Raw genomic sequence first — 20,538 nt, 5'->3', positions numbered from 1 at the left:
TCAGGGAGGCTCCGAAATTCTACCGGTTGGTGTCTACCTGAAGGGGGAGCTTACGGGCAGGCGTTTGCAAGCTCGATCGAATCAAGCGAGGATTGTGCCGATGAGGAGATTGATGACGAGACGGCTATTCGGCTGGCAAGCACCCTCGCCCCGACATCCGCGAATATGTGGCCCGGTAGAAACGCTAATGGATATCGTTACACCTGAAAAGCGCTCCCGAATGATGGCAGGTATCAAGGGAAAGAACACCAAGCCGGAACTGGTCGTCCGCAAGCTTGTCCACGGAATGGGCTTCCGTTATCGACTGCACCGCAAGGATCTGCCGGGTTCTCCGGATTTGGTTTTTCCGCGTCTGAAGAAGGTGATTTTTGTCCATGGCTGTTTCTGGCATCGGCATACCGGATGCAGATTTGCCTATACGCCAAAGTCAAACGCGCAGTTCTGGCTGAATAAGCTAGAGGGCAATATTCGACGCGATGGTCAGGTAGTGATGGCTCTGGACGCCCTAGGCTGGCAGGTTTTGATCGTTTGGGAATGCGAGGTTTCCGATCTGCCCGCGCTGACTCGGAAGGTGAGTTCGTTCCTGAGGGTCGATCGTCACTGAATATCAGGCCAGCGGTCGACCGATCGCGGCCGCGCATCTTCGCAGATGTTGGACCCTACCTCGTACTGCGCATGCGCCGCGATGAGCATCTCGACCCATCGGCTCCCATCGCTGATGACCCGGACAATACTATTGCGCTGAAATTGCCGGAGAGGGGCTTGGGTGTGCGGAGATCGCGGTTGTTGCTCCCCCATCCGGGCATACCGTGCTCGAAGTCCACTTGTATGTACCGCCTTGTACGCTTCGGCTCGGAGCGGCCGTGGTGGGCTTTGACCGCTGCGCTGCGGCGTGATGGTTCGGGCGCGGGAAATTTTGCTTAACCACTGGAGTTCGCCATGTATGCCCGCCATGTTCTCTTCCCTTAATTCCTTCGTTTCCACCCCGGCTGCCGGCGTGGCCCTGATGGCCTACGGTATGGGGCCTGACTACCGGCCGGCTGATGCAGATGAGGTGTTTGTGGCTGGGCATCGCCAGCTGGCACTGTGGATGCGCTCGTTCGACGTAAAAGGCCCGTCAGGTGCTCGACTATTTCCCGATGTTCCGCAAGACCATTCCGCATACGTCGATGTATATACCGAAACGGGGACTAATCTTCTGTAGGTGAGAAGCTCGTCCGTCGGGCCGGTGAACAATCATCCCTCGGGCTCTTCTGAGCCGTCGCATGTCGGCGTAGTCCGGACGCCGGCGCTCTAGGCCGAGCTGCGTTTATTGACGTACAGGAGCTGCGACAGCCTGCGGCACTATGTGAATTACCACGGTCGATCGCTGAGGGCATTCCGGGGTGTGCCAGTAGACCATTAGGCATTTCTATCGATCAGATTAGGGTGGTGTACCTATACATAGTCCGGCAGTGCAACGCTGTGAAAAACGTCTATATCGAGAGTTTCTATGTATGGATTTCGCGATGAATGCCTGAACGAGCGCCGGCTCCTGTCGTTGTATCACGCGGAATCCTCCATTGATGACTAGGGCTTCGAGTGAGGAATTGGCATTTGGTTGGTTGATGTAAAGAGCGCTAAAGGAGTATTATTCAATTCGTTTAAGTTATCATTCGTTATCTTTCGGCGAATTTTGTTACGTATGCCTATTTCATGAGATCATTAGCTTAGTCGAAGAGATGAGCGACGTAAGGCGCATCCATCTACCGTAATGGGGTAAACGCTGAAGCGCTTGGGTTTGTGACCGTCTGAGGCAGACCTGAATTGCATGTCTGTGTGGCCTGATTTTCTGAGTTTTGCAGCAAAAATACTTGTCCTTGAAACTTCATCGAACGAGGAACCCACGATGTCTGGCTTTAGAGCTTGGTCGCTGATCGCCTTGCCGCCGGACGAGCGCCAGTACGGAGGAAACACTGGCTACAACGATGATGTAGAGCGGATATATAGATATGACAGCAGTGTCCCCAACCATAAGCAACTTGCGCAGGGTGACCTGATATTTGTCAGAGATGCGGCGCGCGTTATCGGGATGGCGTTGATTGAGAAGATCTCTGTTTTCCCTGCTAATAAAGTGCGTCAGCGTTGTCCTGTGTGTGGCCAAGTTAGCATTAAGTTTAGAAAATCAAAATCGATTCCATGGCGATGCACTAGCGGACATGAGTTTGATGTTCCTTTGGCCGAAAGTATTGCCGTAACCGGTTATGAGGCCCGATATGAACAGGGCTTTCTGCGTACGCCTGACGCTGTGCCGGTGGAAGTGCTAAAACAAGCAGCTCTGCGTCCGAATGATCAGCTCTCCATCGAAGAGGTTGATCTAGGCAGGATTGAAGATGCGCTGCTTAGAAAATGCCCTCAGACTCGAAGCCTGATCGAGCGTTTCCTTCAGGGCATTGCGCTGGATCCATTAGATGCTGATGTTTGGGCGGAGAGAGCCCTACCATTCATCGCGACGATGACCGATACCCGCGAGAAGGTTCTGCGGTCGATCAGGGTCAGGCGCGGCCAGAAGTCCTTTCGAGACAAACTCATCCGGCGCTATGGTGCCAGATGCGTAGCGTCAGGATGCGACCTGATGGACATCATAGAAGCGGCTCACATTGATCCTTTCCGCGGGGAGAACGACCATCATCCCGAGAACGGCCTTCTCCTGCGAGCCGATCTTCATACTCTGTTTGATCTGAATCTGATGGGTATCGATCCCGAAGAGCTCACATTGAGATTTCATCCGAGGATAAGAGATGAAAGCTATCGCCGACTGGAGGGAAGATCACTCCGGTTCTCCGGCCTCGCCCTACCTGCAAGCGCTCCCATCAAGAGAAGATGGGATGCATATCTTCTGACATTACGAAGAGCAAGCTGTGAGTAGTCTGGAGATTTCGGTGCGGAGGTCCGGTGTGGAGATCGACCGGATCGTGCGACCCTTAAGGGAGCTTGCTGGCGCCCCGGCGATTACCTATCGACGGAGGCTTTGGCGTGTAACTGACGGCGGCATCGATCTGGACGACATCGAGACTCCTGGGCCAGCCTCAGCGGAGGACGCGTCGGGTGATGCCCCCGAAGGTCAGGATGCAGTCCTGAACGAGCCACCCGAAGCTCGAATGCTTGTGGATGCCGGACCGGGTACAGGGAAAACCCACGTCGCTTGCGCACGCGTCTCATCAATGATTCGTGACGGTATTCCCGCCGCGCGCATCTGGATTATCAGCTTTACCAGAACCGCCGTAGTTGAACTGCGCAATCGCATTGCTGGCGCTCTCGATGATCCTTCTGACGCATGCGCGGTCCGTATCGCGACACTTGATTCCCATGCTTGGGCATTGCAGTCCGGTTTCGTCAGTGAGGCGGTCTTGTCCGGCAGCTACGACCAAGGCATCGCTCAGACGCTTCAACGCATTCGTGAAGACGAAGACGTTGCGGAGTATCTGTTGCGCCTTGGCCATCTGGTTATTGATGAGGCACAGGACATTGTCGGCGTGCGAGCAGAGCTCACGTTGGCAATCGTCGATGCCTTGGGACCAGAGTGCGGCGTAACTGTATTTGCGGACGAAGCGCAAGCCATCTACGGATTCACTGAAGACACGCCCCCCGGGGAGAATGATGGAGGTTCGCTTCTCAGCGGGCTGCGCGCTCGTGGCTTCCTGCCTCGACGGCTTCTTGATGTGCACAGAACTGACCGTCGGAACCTGAGGGAGATATTCACATCAGTTCGTCGCCTGGTGATCGGCAAGAGAGGGTCGACAGAGAGCAGGCGGCAGCACATCCAGGCAGAGATTGAGCGACTGGCCGATGGAGTCGCGCCGGCCAGCCACGAGCTCGACATTTCGCAGCTATCGAGGGGGTCACTCATTCTCCTGCGCCGCAGGATTGATGTGATTCTGACGTCCAGCTATGCGAAAGCCCCTCACCGGATCCGGATGTCGGGGCTTCCAGCATGTCTGGGAGCATGGATCGCGCTCCTGCTCTGGGACTGGACGGAACAGCGGATAACCAGGACGGCGTTCGACGAACGTTGGACTACGCGCGGTCTGTCTGCAGTTCCGGGGACGCCAAGGCCTGACGAGGCTTGGAGACTTGTCTATGAGGCCGCTGGAAATGCTCCAGGCTCTATCGATCTGCCTCGACTGCGCACGGTGTTGGGACGCGCCTCGCCTCCTATGCTTTTCTGTTCACCCGAGTTCGGCCTCGACGGACCAGTGCTAGGAACTATCCATGCGAGCAAGGGGCGCGAAGCGTCGGAGGTATTTCTCTATTTGTCTTCAGCTGGCGAGGGGGCGAACGACGGAGATGCCGAAGAGGAAATCCGGGTCATGTTTGTCGGTGCGACGCGCGCGCGCCATCAGTTGAAGGTCGGCAAGTCGCCCTCACGGAAGACAGGCGCCGAGCGTGGCCGCGCGTGGCGACGGGTCAAAGGCGGTGTTCAACTGGAGATCGGTCTGTCACGGGATCTGACGGCGGACGGACTTGTTGGAGTGCGCGCGTTCGCGAGCGCAGATGCAGCTCGCCACGCACAGGACGCCTGGCGTGTTGGCCCTCTGCGCAAAGGACTGATCGCACGTGCTGATCCGGGCATTGACTGGGGCTTCGCCTTGCAGGCGGAAGATGAGCGCCTCGCTGTTCTTAGCAGGCACTTCGTACAGGACGTTCGCCAGATCGCCAATCACTGCGAGCAATGGCCTCCACCCAGTTTCCTGCCGCATTTGCGATCCATCGGCGTCCGCACGATTGCTGTTGGCCCCGATGACCCTGTAGCCGAGTTGCTTCACGAGCCGTGGCGTTCGAGCGGCTTCATGCTTGCGCCTTTGCTGCTTGGTTTTTCTACCGTCAGATTCCCGAGGAAGTAGCGAATGACAGTTGACCCGACGCCTGGCCCCGCCAGGGAGCATTTGATAGAGCGGCTGCGTGAGGACTTGATAGGCCCTGGCAGCGTGAACGAGACTCTTTCTGCCAGGCCTTCGGACATTTATCTCACTGGGATTCTCTGGCCCGGGAATACGAAGATTGCGCCAGAAGAAGATGAGCGTCTCGCGGTCGCGCCAGGTGAGGGAGAGGAGGGCGATGACGCTGACGACCAGAGTCAGCCTGCATCCGTTCCTATGCGCCGTCCATCCACTGCGGGTTTGTCCTTCGCCGCGCGTTCTGTTGCGGGCAGCTACCCGGAGATAGAAGTCCTGGTGACGCTGGGGCGATACGCTTCCGTTGAGATCGACGGCGCAGTCAGATGGCGTCGGGTTGATGTGGCGCCGCCGCCGGTGAACCTCGTCTTGACCCCGGGCGCGCAGGAGGGTGCGCTTGCGATACCCGAGCTGCCAGGGCTCCGCCTCCACGTCAGGTCAGCTCCCTACGGCGACGGAGTGGTGGCCACTGTCACTCTGGTGAATGGCTGCTCGCCAGAAGAAGCCGGGCGCGACGATATTGAGAGGATGACAATCTTTCAGGTTGGTCTTTCCGTCGGTCCCGTGCGTGGTACCGAGCTGATTGCGAGGCCGAGCCGACGCGCGACGGTCGACGACGATGACCGTAGCGCCTCACTCCTTTACAGAAACGCGCGTGAATACGCGGCGGGGCATACCTGTTCCGCCGACTGGACGGTGCGCGGTAACGGCGATGCGATGCGCGTCGAAGAGGTGCGGACGACGTGGATGCCCGAGGCGCTTGTTCCGGCCGTCAGCGCCGAAGGGCATCCCGTGTTCACAAGCCTTCGTTCGGTCAGCCAGGACATGTTCTCGGCGGCTTGGCTCGCCACCGCGGCGAGTGCTGAGCTGACAACGGCGCTTGCGCGGTTTTGTGACGCTTATGGTCAATGGATTCAGGGCCAGTCGCTCGAGATGACCGCGATCGCCGGAATTCAATCGCAGACGGCGGCCCGTCACCTGGAGGACGCGCGTACCGTGCTCCAGCGCATGCGCTCCGGCGCCGCGCGCTTGGGAGTCGACGAGACGGCCGCCAGCGCTTTCCGTCTGGCGAATCTGGCCATGGACAATCAGCGCGTCTGGGGCGGGGGCGGCGGGCTTTCGTGGCGACCCTTCCAGCTAGGCTTCCTGCTCTTAACGCTCGAGTCAGCGATCGATGGCCGCCACGAGGATCGGGAGACGATGGACCTGCTGTGGTTTCCGACGGGTGGTGGCAAGACGGAGGCATATCTCGCGCTTGTAGCCATGGTGGCCTTTCATCGTCGTCTTTCACTCGCGGCGCCAGATGACGGCGCTGGGGTTGCGTGCATCATGCGATACACGCTGCGGTTACTGACGACTCAGCAGTTCATCCGCGCTTCTGCGATGGTGTGTGCCTGCGAAGCAATCCGGCGAGGGCGCATACCTTCTTCCGATGCGCGCACCCTTGGCGAAACGCCGTTCTCGATTGGCCTCTGGGTTGGCGATGGAGCGACCCCGAACACCCGCAAGGATGCGTTCGCAAGCCGTACCGACAGCTCCAAGGCCTCTCCCCGCCAACTGATGCAGTGCCCCTGTTGCCACAGTACGCTGGACTACAGGCAAGGCGGACCGACTGAAGCTGTCAGCATCTTCTGTACCGGTCAAGCTTGCGTTCTGGCTGACGCAGATCCGTTGCCAGTGTGGACTGTCGACGAGGATGTCTACGCGTTCCGGCCGACGATGCTTATCGGCACCGTCGATAAGTTTGCGCAGATCGTCCGCAAGCGCCAGACTGCCGCGCTGTTCGGCGTCGGCACTCCGGCCCAGCCCCAGCTCATCCTGCAGGATGAGCTGCATCTTATAGCCGGTCCACTCGGAACTCTCTCCGGACTCTACGAGGCCGCGCTTGACCTTATTCTGTCTGCGAACGGAACACGCCCAAAGATCATTGGCTCCACCGCCACTATCCGGCGAGCGGCAGATCAGGTCATGGCACTCTTCGACCGCCGCACCTGCCAGTTTCCGCCTCCCGGGCTTGACGCATCCGACTCGGGTTTTGCAGTCGTCGACATGGACGCCCCCGGCCGCCGCTACGTTGGTGTAACTACGGCAGGACGATCGGCCAAGTTCACGCTACAGGCCGTTGCCGCTTCGTTGTTGCAAGCGGCGTCGGCCGGGCTCGCGGCACACGACCAGGACCCTTACTGGACATTGGTGGCGTATTTCAACTCGCTGCGCGAGCTGGGCGGCGCGCTGGTACTGATGCAGGACGACGTTAACGACACCCTTCGCCTTCTGGCTCGGGCAAGAGGCGAGGCTCCGCGCGATCCCGCTGCGGTCGAGGAGCTCACGTCCCGCAGGTCCCAGCAAGAGGTCAGGCAGATGCTGGATCTCCTGGCGACGCCCGCAGGCACCGACGGCTCGCTGGATGTCGTCCTCGCGACCAGCATGCTCAGTGTGGGTGTCGACATCCCGCGCCTCGGCCTGATGCTTGTCAACGGCCAGCCGAAGACGATGGCAGAGTACATCCAGGCGACGAGCCGGGTCGGGCGAGGGGGGGTGTCGGGACTGGTCGTTTCGGTACTGAACAACGCTAAGCCCCGGGACCGGTCGCATTTTGAGACCTTCAGGACTTGGCACAACACGCTATACAGGGACGTGGAAGCCACCAGCGTCACGCCCTTTGCCTCGCGCGCCCGCGATCGGGCCCTGCACGCCGTGCTTGTTGCGGCGGTTCGCCATCTCGTGCCCGGAATGCTTGTCGCGCCGGCACTGGATGCGACTGCAATCGCGGCGGTCGAGGACCTGATCGAGAGGATCGGCGCGCGCGCCGACCGCATCGATGCACTGGAGATCGACGTGCGGGATGAGCTCCGGGAACGGCTCAGGCGCTGGATCCGGCGCGCCCCGCTGCACTATTGGCATTTCACTCCAACCACGTCGTTGCTTCAAGGTGCGGAGGCTGCAGCAGCCCGTCGGGCTGCGGGCCGACCGATCGGGCAGGCCTGGCCCACGCCCAACACGATGCGCGGCGTAGAACCTGCGACGCCGTACAGACTCGCCGAACGCCTGAGGAGGTCCACTTAAATGTCAAGAAACGATCTCGGCGAGCTGCGCCGCAGCGCTGCAGCGGCTACCTTCGGGCCTGGTGCTATTGTCGACTTCAGGGCGGGGGGCGCGTCTATCTCCGCGGTTGCGGCGGGTCTTGAGGAGTGGGACTCGAACTTCCCGCCAGGAGGTATGCGGCATCCTCAGGCAATCCGCGAGGAGCGCCTGCAGAAGAAGCTCGGAGTCAAGGGCTTCCGACTACCTCCGGTGCGCGATCCTTCTAACGACAGAGACGCGGAGCGTTCGCTCGTCGCAGTGAGATTTCCGAGCTGGCTGCAATGCCCGCAGTGTGATCGCATCGCTCCCGAGGGGAACTGGGCAGACGCACCGGGTCATGCCGGGCGCTGGTGTCCTCCGTGTACAGCAAGGGCACCGGGGCAAAACAGAGTTTTCGTCGTACCGGTCCGGTTCGTAATGGCTTGCGAAGGCGGGCATCTAGACGAATTTCCTTGGCATGCATGGGTCAGTCACACTGAAAGTTGCAAGAATCAACGAGGCTTCCTGAAGCTCACATCGGAGCGTCCCGGTCTCGCAGGATTGATATTGAGTTGCCTAGACGCCGCCTGCGGGAGCCGACGTTCTATGGACGGTATCTTCTCGGCAGCCACGTGGAGACGGTTTCCCGACTGCCGTGGGAAGAGACCTTGGCTGGCTGGCCCTGACGAATGCTGCACACACAAGGCCAGGGCGGTTCAACGTGGCGCTTCAAATCTCTACTTTCCGGTGATCGAATCGGCCCTGAGCATCCCGCCGTGGTCGGATCGCCTGCAGGAAGCACTTGGCGTTCACTGGGATCCGATCGCAGACACGCTGCCCGAGGATCGCTCCATGTTCATAGGAATGCTGGCGCGTGGCGCGTTAGCCCCCGTCCTCGCCGAGCTTGGACTTACCCCGGAGACGCTTGCAGCAGAAATTGCTAGGCGTCTTGATGCGGAGCAAGCTATCGAGACCGTCGATCTGCGTCAGGAGGAGTATCGGCAGTTCACCGGAGGCGTCGCTGCTGAAGGGCTTGATCGTGAGTTCGAGATCCGTCCGCAGGCCGTTCCTCCATCAATTGCATCGGTGTTCTCGCGACTGGTGAAAGCGGTGCGTCTGCGCGAGGTGCGCGCAGTCAAGGGATTCACGCGGATTCAGCCGCCAGGAGACCCCGAGTCGCCCGCAGTGGCACGCCTCTCCGTCCGCACGGATCTGGACTGGCTACCTGCTATTGAGGTCCGCGGGGAAGGCATTTTCCTCGAATTCGACTTGCGCGCCATCTCGGCGTGGGAGTCTCAAGACGCCATCCGAGACCGGGCAGCACGCATAGATGCGCGATGGCAGACGGAGTGGCGCGAGCGGCACGGCGCGGACGGCTCCACTGCGCGCCCGATCACGCCACGGTTTCTGCTGCTGCATACGTTCGCGCACGCCCTGATGCGGCAGTTGACCCTCGAGTGTGGCTATTCGTCCACTGCGCTGCGCGAGCGCCTGTATGTGAATCAGCTCGACAGCTCGATGGCGGGGGTACTGGTTTACACAGCGACAACGGATGACGATGGAACGCTGGGCGGACTGCAACGCCAGGGAGATCCTGAACGGATTCAACGCACGATCATCGCCGCGCTCCATGCGCAGGCCTGGTGCTCTTCGGACCCCCTGTGTATCGAGGACATGATGGCACCTGACGACGGACTTTCCCTGGCCGCATGCCATTCCTGCGTTCTTGCGCCAGAGACATCATGCGAGGAATTCAACCGCTTCCTCGATCGGGCCACGTTGGTCGGAACTCCGAGCGATCCCGGGTTAGGGTTTTTTCGCCGCCTCCTCGACGACGGCGTTGGTGCGTGATGGCTGGTCCGCAGATGTGGCCGGCGACGCTGCCGCCCCAGGTCCGCAGCGACATCTACCGCAAGGCCGAAGTTCGGATCTACGACCTTCTGCGGGAGCAACTGGACTCCGGCTGGACGGTGTTCTACAGTCGCCCTTGGCTGGGGCTGACCCACACCGGCGGGGAAAAGGACGGCGAATGCGACTTCGTCATCGTTCACCCCCGGCACGGATTTCTTGCGATCGAGGTAAAGGGCGGAGGGATCGTCTACGACCCCGCAACCGATGCCTGGGTCAGCACTGATCGCAACGGCATCCGACACTCCATCAAAAATCCTGTTGAACAGGCGCGGCGTGCGAAGCACGAACTCCTCGAACGCGCTAAGCAACAGCGGACGTGGCCCGCGGCCCGTTTCGTCCGCGCCAGGCACGGTGTTATCTTTCCGGATGCCGCAAGCCCTCCCGGAAATCTTGGAGCCGATCGGCCCAGTGATCTGTTCTGCTGTCGTCCGGACCTCCCTGATCTTCGCACATGGGTGCTGGCTCGCCTTGGCGGAGGTGACGAGGACGAGATGGGCGCAGGCGGCGTGCAGGCGTTCGAGCGCCTCCTGGCGGCGCCCTTCATGCTGCGTGTGCCACTGGGTCATGTGCTGGCCGACGACGAGCAAGAGATCCAGAGCCTGACGCCGCAGCAGTTCCATATCCTGGACTCCATTGCGCATTTGAATCGCGTGGCTGTGGGCGGAGGAGCAGGAACCGGCAAGACGATTCTTGCTACGGAGGACGCATTGCGGCTTGCCGAGTCGGGGGCACGGACTCTGCTGACGTGCCTGAGCCAGGATCTCGCGGCCGAACTCCAGGTCAAGCTGCGCGGCAAGCCCGTTGAAGTCATCAGTTTTCCGGCTCTCTGCGCCAGTCTGGGTGCAAGTGCTGGGCTGGCGGATGCGTCTGCACCTTTTTCATCAGATCGAAGCCCCGAATTGTTGCTCGATGCTGTTGCCCTCGACCCAGGACTCGCGTTCGATGCGATCGTTGTGGACGAAGGTCAGGATTTCAGATCGCACTGGTGGATTGCCCTTGAGTCGCTGCTGAAAGACTCGGCGGTTTCGATCCTGCACGCCTTTTACGACACCAATCAGCGGGTCTACGGTGAACTGATCGGGCAACTCGCGAGCTTCCAGCTTATCCCGATCCGTCTGACCCGAAACCTTCGCAATACACAGATGATTCACAACGAGGCGACGCGCTTTTATTCAGGGCTACCGATCACAGCGGACGGACCGCTTGGCGTGAACGTCCAATGGCTCGAATGCACAGATGTTGATGTTGGAGCGAGAGTGTCGGACCTCGTGAGAACGTTGTGCAATTCGGAAGCGGTCGCGCCGCACGACATAGTCGTACTTGCTTCCGAGCAGGAGGTCCTGAACGAAGTAGGCCAGCGGCTTCGAAAGCAGTCCGTCTATGGAGTCATGCTATCGCCTATCCGGAATTTCAAAGGACTTGAGCGGAAGGTTGTGGTCGTCGCAGCCACAAAGGAGCTAGCCGACGTTGTCGAGCTCGCCTATGTGGCGCTTTCGCGAGCGCGGGTGCATCTTTCGGTTGTTGGCGAGCCCGCTATACTCAGCTGGTTGCGCGGTGACACTTAGCAGCCACTGGCAACCAAGGAGAATTGATGGCATCACTGGTCATTTTCCGCCTGCATCTGTGAGCGTTTCGTCGAGGTCTAGTTGCGTTTTGTTTTCGACAACGGACGTTTCCGTTACTCTAGCTTCTGATTGATGATGGCTTCGAAAATGTCGCTTCCTCGCAAGTCGCTCCATCTCCCGCGCCAGCAAAAGAGGTGCGTTCTTGACGGTAGAAGCGACGATAAGGCCTGATGTCGATCACAGCCAATCCCTTTAATCATGCGGGTTTGGACGGCCTGTTGATGATCGAGTGGGAGTAATCCCGCGTCCGGTGTAGACCGGCACCGAGTTTCAAGAAATGCCCCGGAAGCCCGCTTAATCGCGGGCTTCTTTATTTAGGGCTTGGCACTTGGGGGCAAATTTTCCCATCGCCAAGCGCCCCGTTTCTATGGCATGGAAGCGGTACGCGTTGAGCCCGATTTGTTCAGATCAAAGCGGTCTCGATAAGCCGCGCCTGTCGTTGCCGGAAAACTAGGGTTATCAGGGATTCTTTATGCTTAAAGTTTTGTGAAGAATGAGCGGCAGATGCAGGGCTGCCGCCGCGATGGGGAATCAAGGCGGTTCACCGGGGTGCGGCACCTGACGCACCGTACGCAAGATCGCGCGGTGGCGCCCCATAGGAGAATCGCATGCTGCTGCGTAGACGTTGTCTGGCCATGATGATGCTGGCGTTGACTGGCTGGGCGACGGGCAGCCATGCGCAAACGGCGTCTCAGGCGTGGCCAACCAAGCCGGTGCGCCTGGTGGTGGGGCTGGCCCCTGGCGGGCTGGTCGACGTGCTGGCGCGCACCGTGCAGCCGCATTTGTCCGAGGCCTTGAAGCAGACCGTCATCGTTGAGAATCGGGGCGGCGCAGGCGGCAACTTGGCGGGGGCCGAGGTCGCGCGCAACGGGGGCGACAACCATACCTTCTTGTTCAATCCGTCCACGACCGAATCGGTGAACCCGCTGATGTTCGTCAGCATGCCGTTCGATCCGCAGAAGGACCTGCGGCCGGTCGCCTTGTTGGCCAACAGCCAGTTGTTCCTGTTCGTCCGGTCCTCGCTGGGCGTCGATACGCTCGAGGCGTTCGTCGAATACGCGCGCAAGCAGTCCAATCCTCTGAACTATGGTTCGGCCGGCAATGGCACGACGCCGCATCTGGCGGGCGAGTTGCTCAAGCAGGCTACCGGCATGCAGGCCACCCATGCGCCATATCGCGGCGTGGCGCCGGCGATTCAAGACCTGGCCGCAGGGCAGATCGACTTCGCGTTTGGACCCGCCACGGTCTTTCCCATGGTGCAAGCGGGCAAACTGAAGGTGCTGGCGGTGGCGAGCCGGCAACGCGCTGCCGTGGCGCCCGATATACGAACCTTTTCCGAGGTCGGTATCGACGGCGTTTTTGCGGACAGCCTGTTCGGCATGTATGCCGCCGCCGGCACCCGCGATGACGTGGTCAATCGCATGAACGCCGAAATCAACAAGGTACTGGCACGGCCCGAGATCCAGGCGCGCTTTCTGGACGCCGGCGCCGAGGCACTACCGCTGAGCGCGGCCGATTATGCAAAGCGTGTGCAGGATGAGAAGAAATTGTTCGCCCCGTTGATGAAGTCGTTGGGGCTGAAGGAACAGTAGATAGGCCGACGAGGGCGCGCGCGGTGGCCTCGTGGGTCTGGTCAAGTCCGTGGCTATCCGGTGAAAACTCATTGCTGCCGAGGCTTTTTTATTGGTGACTGACCATTGATATACTGCCCGATCGTAATTAAGTAACACTACGGGAGATATCGGATGCGCTTAAAGGCTCTTGCACTTTGCTTGATGGCTGGATGGGGGACTTCAGCGGCTGCACAAGACAGCACTCAAACATTAATGCAAGCCTTGAAGCAGGTGCCGCAGTCTGTGTTGACGGCTCCTGAAGCGATACAGATATTCTTCCTGGACGTCCAAGCCTGGCGCGCGCTGGAGAAAACCGGGCCGACCGCGGATGGCATGCGTCGCCTGTCCATCGCGCAGGCGATCACGCCGCTTCAATCCATTGGATATGGCCTGGCCAAGTGGTCCGATAGCGCAAAGATCCCCTTTGATGAGCTTTCCTATTTCGCCGGTTTCGGACAGTCGCCTGGCAATGTCACCTACTGGGGCTTGAAGGACAAAGACGCTGCCGCCAAGTTGGCGGATCGCCTGAAGCAGGGCGATTTCACGACGGTGAATGGCGATGTCGCGGGCCTGATGGCAAATGGCGAGCCCAACAAGCCCGATATGACCAAAGCCACCGGGCAAGATCCGTGGCGCGGCACGATGGGCATGCCGACATTCGTTCTGCCGCTGGATGCGGCGTTGGTCCAGGCGTCTTCGCCGGCCGGCATGAAAGCGCTGGCGCAGACCACGCCGTCCGTTGCGGACAGCGAGATGGTTGCCGCGGCTGTCGCGGGATTGAAGGAAGCCGTGCCTTCGGGTAGCGGCCAGATCGTGCAAGCGGCAATCGTGTCGCCGGTATTCGGGCTGCAGGGCGTCGATCCGGCCGAGGTGTTGTCCTCGTCGCCGGGCGATATGGAAGCCGCAAAGCAGAAGCTGCAAGCCCTTGCCGCATCCAGCAGTCGCGGCATCCCGCCTTACTTTGGCGGAATCATCGCGGACGTGCAGGTCAAGAATGCGCCTGCCGTTGTGATCTCGCTGTCGTATTCCGATTGTTCGACTGCCAAGCAAGCGGTGGATGGCATCGGCGCGGCTTGGACGCAGAGCATGGCCAGCGCCGTGCAAGTCGACGTGGCCGGGCGCACCGTGCAGGCGGGCAAGCTGTGCGCAGCCGTGGTCAGCATAGCGGCCCCGAAAGCCGAGAATGCTGGAAACCCGATTCTGGCTCAGATCATGAACCGTTATATGCAGCGCGACTCCACCGTTCTGCAGATCGGTTCGGCGAAATAAGCGTGAGGCCGGCGGGTTCCGCACGTTGCGGAGCGCGCCGGTTCGGTCAGCCTTCGGAACAGATCGCTTCAATCGCGCGTCGCGCGTGGACGATGAACGCCTCGGTGTCCGCCGGATATCGTTGCGCCAGATCGTCCTGCGCTTGACCCAGATAGATCGCCCGTGCCTTGTCCAGGACTGCTCGATAGGGCGGGTCGATCCGTTCAAGCAGCCATGTTGCCGCCATTACCTTGGACGCGATGTCGCCCGAGACCGCCGTGTACCAGATACGCGCCAGCGCAAGAATGATGTTCGATTCTTCTTCGGCCCAGTCCTCGGGTTGGTTCCACTGGGCGACGGTATCGAGCAGTGCACGCGTGAGGTCGCTGTGAGGCACAGGATCAAAGAACTGGTCGGCCTGCGGACCGGCGATGGGGATGCTGTGGCCGCGGACTTTGGTCAGGACGATGGCCAGGTCGTGGTCCGTCATGGGCGGTTCCACGACGCCTGCCAACAGATCAGCGCGCAGCCATTCACCGAACTGGAGTTCCCGACGGGCCGGGTGGCGCCAGGGCACGATGTGTTCAAGCGCCAGCACGGTGACCTCAAGCGCGCGCAAGCTTTGCGACTGGCCTGGAGGCGCCGAGACCGTCAACAACGCCGTCGCCAGCGCGCGCAGGGCAGCCTCGGCGGGAGGCCGGCTGACGGTGACGAGCAGATCGATATCGCTGTAGGGTTGCAGCCCTCCAGCCACGGCGGAACCGAACAGATGGATGGCGATGACGTCGGCGCCAAGATACTGATCAATGAGGCGTCTGGCGTCCGCAACCTGAGGGGCGATTTGGGAAGGGAGAATTTGGGTCATGCAGGGATAGTAGCGAAGAGTTCGCACATTCGGCAGGTCGATGGCCGCGAACTCGGCATGGGTGCCATGCTGCCGCAATGCCAGGATGCGATGATTCTCCCGATGTAGCGAATGGACGGGAGCGCTCGTGGCGTTCCCGACAAGCGGAAAGGCAAGCGGCGTGTCCGCATCCACAGACGGATTCATAGAGATTTGATGACCAACTATCCCCAACTTTTCAGCCTGCAGGGCAAGGTCGCTGTCGTGCTGGGCGCCGCGTCGGGCATTGGCCAAGCCTGCGCGCATGCACTGGGCGCGATGGGCGCCTACGTGATGTGCGCCGACCGAGATGAGGGCGGCGCAGAGGCCACCGCTCAACAAATCATTGATGGCGGCGGTTCGGCCGATTGGATGCAGACCGATGCCGCCAGCGGCGATGCCATCGGCGCGCTGGCCGCCAAGGTGCTGGAGGAACAGGGGCGGGTGGACATCGCTGTGGCGACGCCCGCGTTGAACATCCGCAAACTGATCGTCGACTACACGGAAGAAGAGTTCGACCAGGTCGTGAACCTGAACCTGCGCGGCGCCTTCCACTTCATGCGCCACTTTGGCCGGCCGATGATGAAGCAGGGCGCGGGCAGCCTGATCCTGTGCTCGTCGATGCGCGCCGTGACGATCGAGCCCGGACTGGGCATCTACGCGGCCACCAAGGCGGGCATCGAGCAGATGGTCAAGGCGTTCGCGGCGGAGGTCGGCAGCTACGGAGTGCGCGTCAACGCGGTAATGCCCAGCATCATCGAGACCCGCCTGACCGAGCCGTTGAAGGAACGTCCCGACATCTACAACACCTATGCCGGCCATACCGTGCTGAACCGCTGGGGCCAGCCTTCGGAGGTGGGCGCCGCCGTCGCGTTCCTGGCATCGGACGCCGCCAGCTACATCTCGGGCAGCAGCCTGGCGGTGGATGCAGGCTGGACAGCCATCGACGGGCCGCCCACCGGTCTGACCCAGACGCGTCCGTCGGAATAGACGTCACGGTGCGCGGATGGGCTGAGGGCGTTACGATGGTGCGCCTCGATCCCATCGGCCCGCCGGCCTGCTTCGTGCCGTTTCGTCGTCCGTGATGGAGCGTCGCCAGCCGCCCGACGGCTGGCTTGCCCGCTTCGACCTTTCAACGCCTTGCCTTCCAGAGGCGCGAGTCATGGCTTGGAGAATACGCACGTGATTACGCCCGAGTCGCAAAAGGGAAAGTACTTCGTCCTGGCGCCGAGCTACTGGAGCGACGGCATCGGCCCTGGCCTGGTGATCGCCAACGAGGAAAAGCTCGTGCGGCCGGGTATGTACACGATGGATCCGCCCAATGGCGATCCTTCGCAGTATTCCGAAAGGCCGCATTTGATCCATGTGCCGGAAGAAGGTGGGCTGCCTCGGGAGTTCGAGGAGCTGGCCGGCATATGGATCATCTCGGAGCCGTTGAAGCGGGTATTCGAATCCGTCGACCCCGAGGCTTTCGTGTTCACCGCCTGCGACTACACGCAGGCCGACGGCTCGCCCGGGCGGCAATACCATCTGTGCGACGTGGTGCGCAGACTTGACGCGCTGGATGTGGGAGCATCGCGCGTCAAGACGAAATACGACCGGAATTTCATCACCGGCGAGGACGAGACGTTCTACAGCGTCCTCGGCGGGGCCAGCCTTGTGTTCCGGGAAGCGAGCGTTGGCGGTGCGCACGTGTTCAGGCAGACGCAGATGTCTATCGACCCCGTATGTGATCGTGTGCTGTACGACGCGTTGTGCGCCGCGAATCTGGATGGGGTGGAGCTACGGGATGCTGCGGAGTTGTGATCGCATCTGGCGCCGACGCCGGGCCAGACTGATCTGAACTTATCCCTGGCGGGCCATGATGCTCAGCGCCACCGCCTCCGCAATCTTGATCCCGTCCACCCCCGCCGACAAAATCCCGCCCGCATAACCGGCACCCTCACCAGCCGGGAACAAGCCCTGCGTGTTGATGCTCTGCAGCGTGTCGTTGTCGCGCTTGATGCGAATCGGCGATGAAGTGCGCGTCTCCACGCCCGTCAGCACGGCATCCGGCATGTTGAAGCCCTTGATGGTCTTGTCGAAGGCCGGGAGGGCTTCGCGGATGGCGGTGATGGCGAAGTCGGGCAGGGCGGTGGCCAGGTCGGTCAGGTGGACGCCCGGGGTGTACGACGGTTTGACGGAGCCGAATTCGGTCGAGGCCTTGCCCCCGATGAAGTCGCCGACCAATTGGCCCGGGGCGCTGTAGTTGCGGCCGCCCAGTTCGAAGGCCTGGGATTCCCATTTGCGCTGGAAGTCGACGCCGGCCAGGACGTGCTCGGGGTAGTCGACCTCGGGCGAGATGCCTACGACGATGCCTGCGTTGGCGTTGCGTTCGTTCCGCGAATACTGGCTCATGCCGTTGGTGACGACGCGGTTGGGCTCGGACGTTGCCGCCACGACCGTGCCGCCCGGGCACATACAGAAGCTGTACACGGAGCGGCCGTTGCTGGCGTGGTGGACCAGTTTGTAGTCGGCGGCGCCCAGGATGGGGTGGCCGGCGTTGGGGCCGAAGCGGGCTCTGTCGATGAGCGATTGCGGGTGTTCGATGCGGAAGCCGATGGAGAACGGCTTGGCTTCCATGAAGACGCCCTGGTCGTGCAGCATCTGGAAGGTGTCGCGCGCGCTGTGGCCGATGGCCAGGACGACGTGGTCGGCCTCGATGTGTTCGCCACTCGCCAGCGTTACGCCGGTGACCTTGCCGTTTTCGCGGTGCAGCGTTTCAACCTTGCTGGAGAAGCGGACTTCGCCGCCCAGTTTGGTGATGGTGTCGCGCATGACTTCGACCATGCCGACCAGGCGGAATGTGCCGATGTGCGGCTTGCTGACGTACAGGATTTCTTCGGGCGCGCCGGCCAGGACGAATTCCTTGAGCACTTTTTCGCCGTAGTGCTTGGGGTCCTTGATCTGGCTGTAGAGCTTGCCGTCCGAGAAGGTGCCCGCGCCGCCTTCGCCGAACTGGACGTTGGAGTCCGGGTTCAGGACGCGTTTGCGCCACAGGCCCCAGGTGTCCTTGGTGCGTTCGCGCACGGCCTTGCCGCGTTCCACGATGATGGGCTTGAAGCCCATTTGCGCCAGGACCAGCCCGGCGAAGAGGCCACAGGGGCCCGTGCCGATGACGATGGGGCGCTTGGCGAGGTTGGCCGGCGCCTGGGCGACGAATTTGTATTCGGTGTCGGGGGACGGCTTGACGTTGCGGTCGTCGTGAAAGCGCTTGAGCAGCGAGGCTTCGTTCTTGACGTCGATATCCAGCGTGTAGATCAGCAGAATGTTGTGTTTTTTGCGCGCGTCGTAGCTGCGCAGGAAGATGGTGAAGCCGTTCAGGTCGCTGGCCGGAATGCCCAGTTTGCTCAGAATCGCGGCGGGCAATTCCTCGGGCGTGTGGTTCAACGGCAGCTTGATTTCAGACAGTCGCAACATACGTGGGTCCAGATGGTGGGCGAGCACAACGTCGCCAAACGCGGATTGTACTGGACGGCCGGGGGCGGCCGCGCGGGCGGTCGCTGCCGCCAGGCGGCGCGAAATTCCCTTCGGCGCTATAAATGGCGGACATGACGGACGATGCGTGGAGGGAGAAGGTGATGATGCTGGAGGGAGGATGTTTTTGCGGCGCCGTGCAGTATCGCATGGCCGGGCCGCCGATCTACGTCAACTGCTGTCATTGCCGTGACTGCCAGACGCTGACCGGCTCGGCCTTCGCGCTCAACGCGATGATCGAGCGGGATCGGGTGACGGTCCTGCAAGGTGACCCTGCTCCGGACAAGGAAGGTGGCATGCGCTGTCCCGCGTGCGGCGTGCTGCTTTGGGGATTCCATCCGTTGTTTGGGGACAGGATCCTCTTCTTGCGGGCAGGGACTCTGGACGAATCCGAGCGGTTAAAGCCGGACGCCCATTTCTTCGTCCGCAGCAAGCACCCGTGGGTCACGTTGGCGGGCGACATTCCGGCGTTCGACACGCTTCCCGTGGACGAGCGGCTGTTCAGCGTTGCTCAACAGGAGCGGGTTGAGTCTGCAATGCGGAGCTGATTTCGGCCTTTCTCCACCACTGCGATCCCGGTCCGGGCGCCCGCATGTCGACTCTTTCCCCCATCACAGGGGTGGACAACGGCACCTGATGCGTGGCGGCCAGTTCCAGAATCCGTTCAAACGGCTGCTCCCAGGGGTGCATCGCCAGATCAAATGTCCCGTTGTGTATCGGCATCAGCCACTTGCCGCGCAGGTCGACATGCGCCTGTAGTGTCTCTTCGGGCTGCATGTGCACGAAGGCCCATCGTTGGTCGTACGCGCCAGTCTCAATCAAGGTCAGGTCGAATGGGCCATACGCGTCGCCGATGGCCTTGAAACCGTCGAAGTAGCCGCTGTCGCCGCTGAAGAAGACGCGCAGGTCTTCGTCCTGGATGACCCACGATGCCCAGAGGCTGCGGTCGCTGTCGGTCAGGCCCCGGCCGGAGAAGTGCTGGGCGGGCGTGGCGGTCAGGCGCAGGCCGTCGACCTCGGTGGATTGCCACCAGTCCAGTTGCTCGACCTTGGCGGGATCGATGCCCCAGGCGATCAACTGGTCGCCCACGCCGAGCGGGGCGATGAAGCGACCGGTCTTGGCGTCCAGTCTGGCTATTGCAGCGCGGTCGAGGTGGTCGTAATGGTTGTGGGACAGGATGACACCCGCGATCGGGGGCAAGTCTTCGATGTCGATGGGAGGCGCGTGAAAGCGGGCCGGGCCAGCCCATTGGACCGGTGAGGCGCGCTCGGAGAAGACGGGGTCGGTCAGCCAATAGCGGCCGCGCAGCTTCATGAGAAGAGTGGAATGCCCCAGTCGGTAGAGGCTGCGGTCCGGGGCCACTTCAAGCTGGGCGCGGTCGAGGGCGCGCACCGGGATGGGGGTATCCGGAACGGTTCCGCTGGGCTTGGCGAAGAGGACGGCCCATGCCAGCTTCAATCCTTTCCAGAACCCCAGCGCCGGGCGCGGGCGTGGGTTTTGAAACCGTCCGTCGCGATGCTGCGGCGAATGCGGGTAGTGAGGCAGGGCGGGGCGGCGGCAGGCGGCGAGGGCGGTCACGGGTGGATTCCGATCAGAAGAAAAGGCGGGCGCCGCAAATGGCGGTGGCCAAACGAAGGCGGCTTGAACACAGGCGGCCCAACGAAGGTGGTCGAACACAGGCGGCCCAACGAAGGCGGCCGAACGAAGCCGGTCGAACCAACAAGGCCGATACGACACGGCCAAAA

At 61.3% G+C, this 20,538-nt stretch carries 15 protein-coding genes; 12 read left to right on the top strand and 3 right to left on the bottom strand.

Going from position 1 to position 20,538, the window contains the following annotated elements:
- Nucleotides 1-187 precede the first annotated feature (187 nt).
- From RT614_RS10465 to RT614_RS10425, 9 genes are all read left to right on the top strand, one after another.
- Nucleotides 188-604 carry a very short patch repair endonuclease gene (locus RT614_RS10465; protein WP_313622036.1) on the top strand — a complete coding sequence of 139 codons (417 nt, stop codon included), beginning with the start codon at nt 188-190 and terminating at the stop codon, nt 602-604.
- A gap of 339 nt (nt 605-943) precedes the next feature.
- Nucleotides 944-1,204, top strand: coding sequence for a hypothetical protein (locus RT614_RS10460; protein WP_313622035.1), 261 nt, complete (start codon nt 944-946; stop codon nt 1,202-1,204).
- 684 nt (nt 1,205-1,888) lie between these two features.
- A complete protein-coding gene (locus RT614_RS10455) occupies nt 1,889-2,908 on the top strand; it encodes an HNH endonuclease signature motif containing protein (RefSeq protein ID WP_313622034.1) in 1,020 nt (339 codons plus the stop codon).
- Complete coding sequence (locus RT614_RS10450) at nt 2,901-4,883, top strand: UvrD-helicase domain-containing protein (protein ID WP_313622033.1); 1,983 nt, start codon at nt 2,901-2,903, stop codon at nt 4,881-4,883. The genes RT614_RS10455 and RT614_RS10450 overlap by 8 nt, the downstream gene beginning before the upstream one ends.
- Nucleotides 4,884-4,967: 84 nt before the next feature.
- Nucleotides 4,968-8,000: a helicase-related protein gene (locus RT614_RS10445; RefSeq protein ID WP_313622032.1), complete on the top strand. Its 3,033-nt coding sequence runs from the start codon at nt 4,968-4,970 to the stop codon at nt 7,998-8,000.
- Complete coding sequence (gene drmB / locus RT614_RS10440) at nt 8,001-9,848, top strand: DrmB family protein (RefSeq protein ID WP_313622031.1); 1,848 nt, start codon at nt 8,001-8,003, stop codon at nt 9,846-9,848.
- Nucleotides 9,848-11,473, top strand: a complete 1,626-nt coding sequence (locus tag RT614_RS10435; protein WP_313622030.1) for an NERD domain-containing protein — start codon at nt 9,848-9,850, stop codon at nt 11,471-11,473. The genes drmB and RT614_RS10435 overlap by 1 nt, the downstream gene beginning before the upstream one ends.
- Nucleotides 11,474-12,141: 668 nt before the next feature.
- Nucleotides 12,142-13,125, top strand: a complete 984-nt coding sequence (locus RT614_RS10430) for a tripartite tricarboxylate transporter substrate binding protein (protein ID WP_313622029.1) — start codon at nt 12,142-12,144, stop codon at nt 13,123-13,125.
- A gap of 153 nt (nt 13,126-13,278) precedes the next feature.
- A complete protein-coding gene (locus RT614_RS10425) occupies nt 13,279-14,415 on the top strand; it encodes a hypothetical protein (RefSeq protein WP_313622028.1) in 1,137 nt (378 codons plus the stop codon).
- Between the two features lie 46 nt (nt 14,416-14,461).
- Here RT614_RS10425 and RT614_RS10420 read toward each other — a convergent pair whose 3' ends face one another.
- On the bottom strand, nt 14,462-15,259 hold the full coding sequence (locus tag RT614_RS10420) for an aminoglycoside adenylyltransferase family protein (RefSeq protein WP_313622056.1): 798 nt from the start codon (nt 15,257-15,259) through the stop codon (nt 14,462-14,464).
- Nucleotides 15,260-15,454: 195 nt separating this feature from the next.
- On the opposite strand from RT614_RS10420, the gene RT614_RS10415 reads away from it, so the two are divergent.
- The gene (locus RT614_RS10415) at nt 15,455-16,267 is read left to right on the top strand and encodes an SDR family NAD(P)-dependent oxidoreductase (protein WP_313622027.1); all 813 of its coding nucleotides are present in this window, start codon (nt 15,455-15,457) and stop codon (nt 16,265-16,267) included.
- 192 nt (nt 16,268-16,459) lie between these two features.
- Nucleotides 16,460-17,083, top strand: a complete 624-nt coding sequence (locus RT614_RS10410; protein WP_313622026.1) for an imm11 family protein — start codon at nt 16,460-16,462, stop codon at nt 17,081-17,083.
- A gap of 39 nt (nt 17,084-17,122) precedes the next feature.
- On the opposite strand, the gene RT614_RS10405 is transcribed toward RT614_RS10410, so the two are convergent.
- Nucleotides 17,123-18,736: an NAD(P)/FAD-dependent oxidoreductase gene (locus RT614_RS10405; RefSeq protein ID WP_313622025.1), complete on the bottom strand. Its 1,614-nt coding sequence runs from the start codon at nt 18,734-18,736 to the stop codon at nt 17,123-17,125.
- A gap of 122 nt (nt 18,737-18,858) precedes the next feature.
- Here RT614_RS10405 and RT614_RS10400 point away from each other — a divergent pair, with 122 nt between their 5' ends.
- On the top strand, nt 18,859-19,341 hold the full coding sequence (locus RT614_RS10400; protein WP_313622024.1) for a GFA family protein: 483 nt from the start codon (nt 18,859-18,861) through the stop codon (nt 19,339-19,341).
- On the opposite strand, the gene RT614_RS10395 is transcribed toward RT614_RS10400, so the two are convergent.
- Nucleotides 19,295-20,371: an MBL fold metallo-hydrolase gene (locus RT614_RS10395; RefSeq protein ID WP_313622023.1), complete on the bottom strand. Its 1,077-nt coding sequence runs from the start codon at nt 20,369-20,371 to the stop codon at nt 19,295-19,297. The two genes, RT614_RS10400 and RT614_RS10395, sit on opposite strands and share 47 nt — an antisense overlap.
- Between the last annotated feature and the right edge of the window lie 167 nt (nt 20,372-20,538).

The organism is Achromobacter sp., assembly GCF_032102605.1.
Taxonomy (GTDB): Bacteria; Pseudomonadota; Gammaproteobacteria; order Burkholderiales; family Burkholderiaceae_B; genus Achromobacter.
This window is presented reverse-complemented; position numbering and strand designations above follow the sequence as displayed.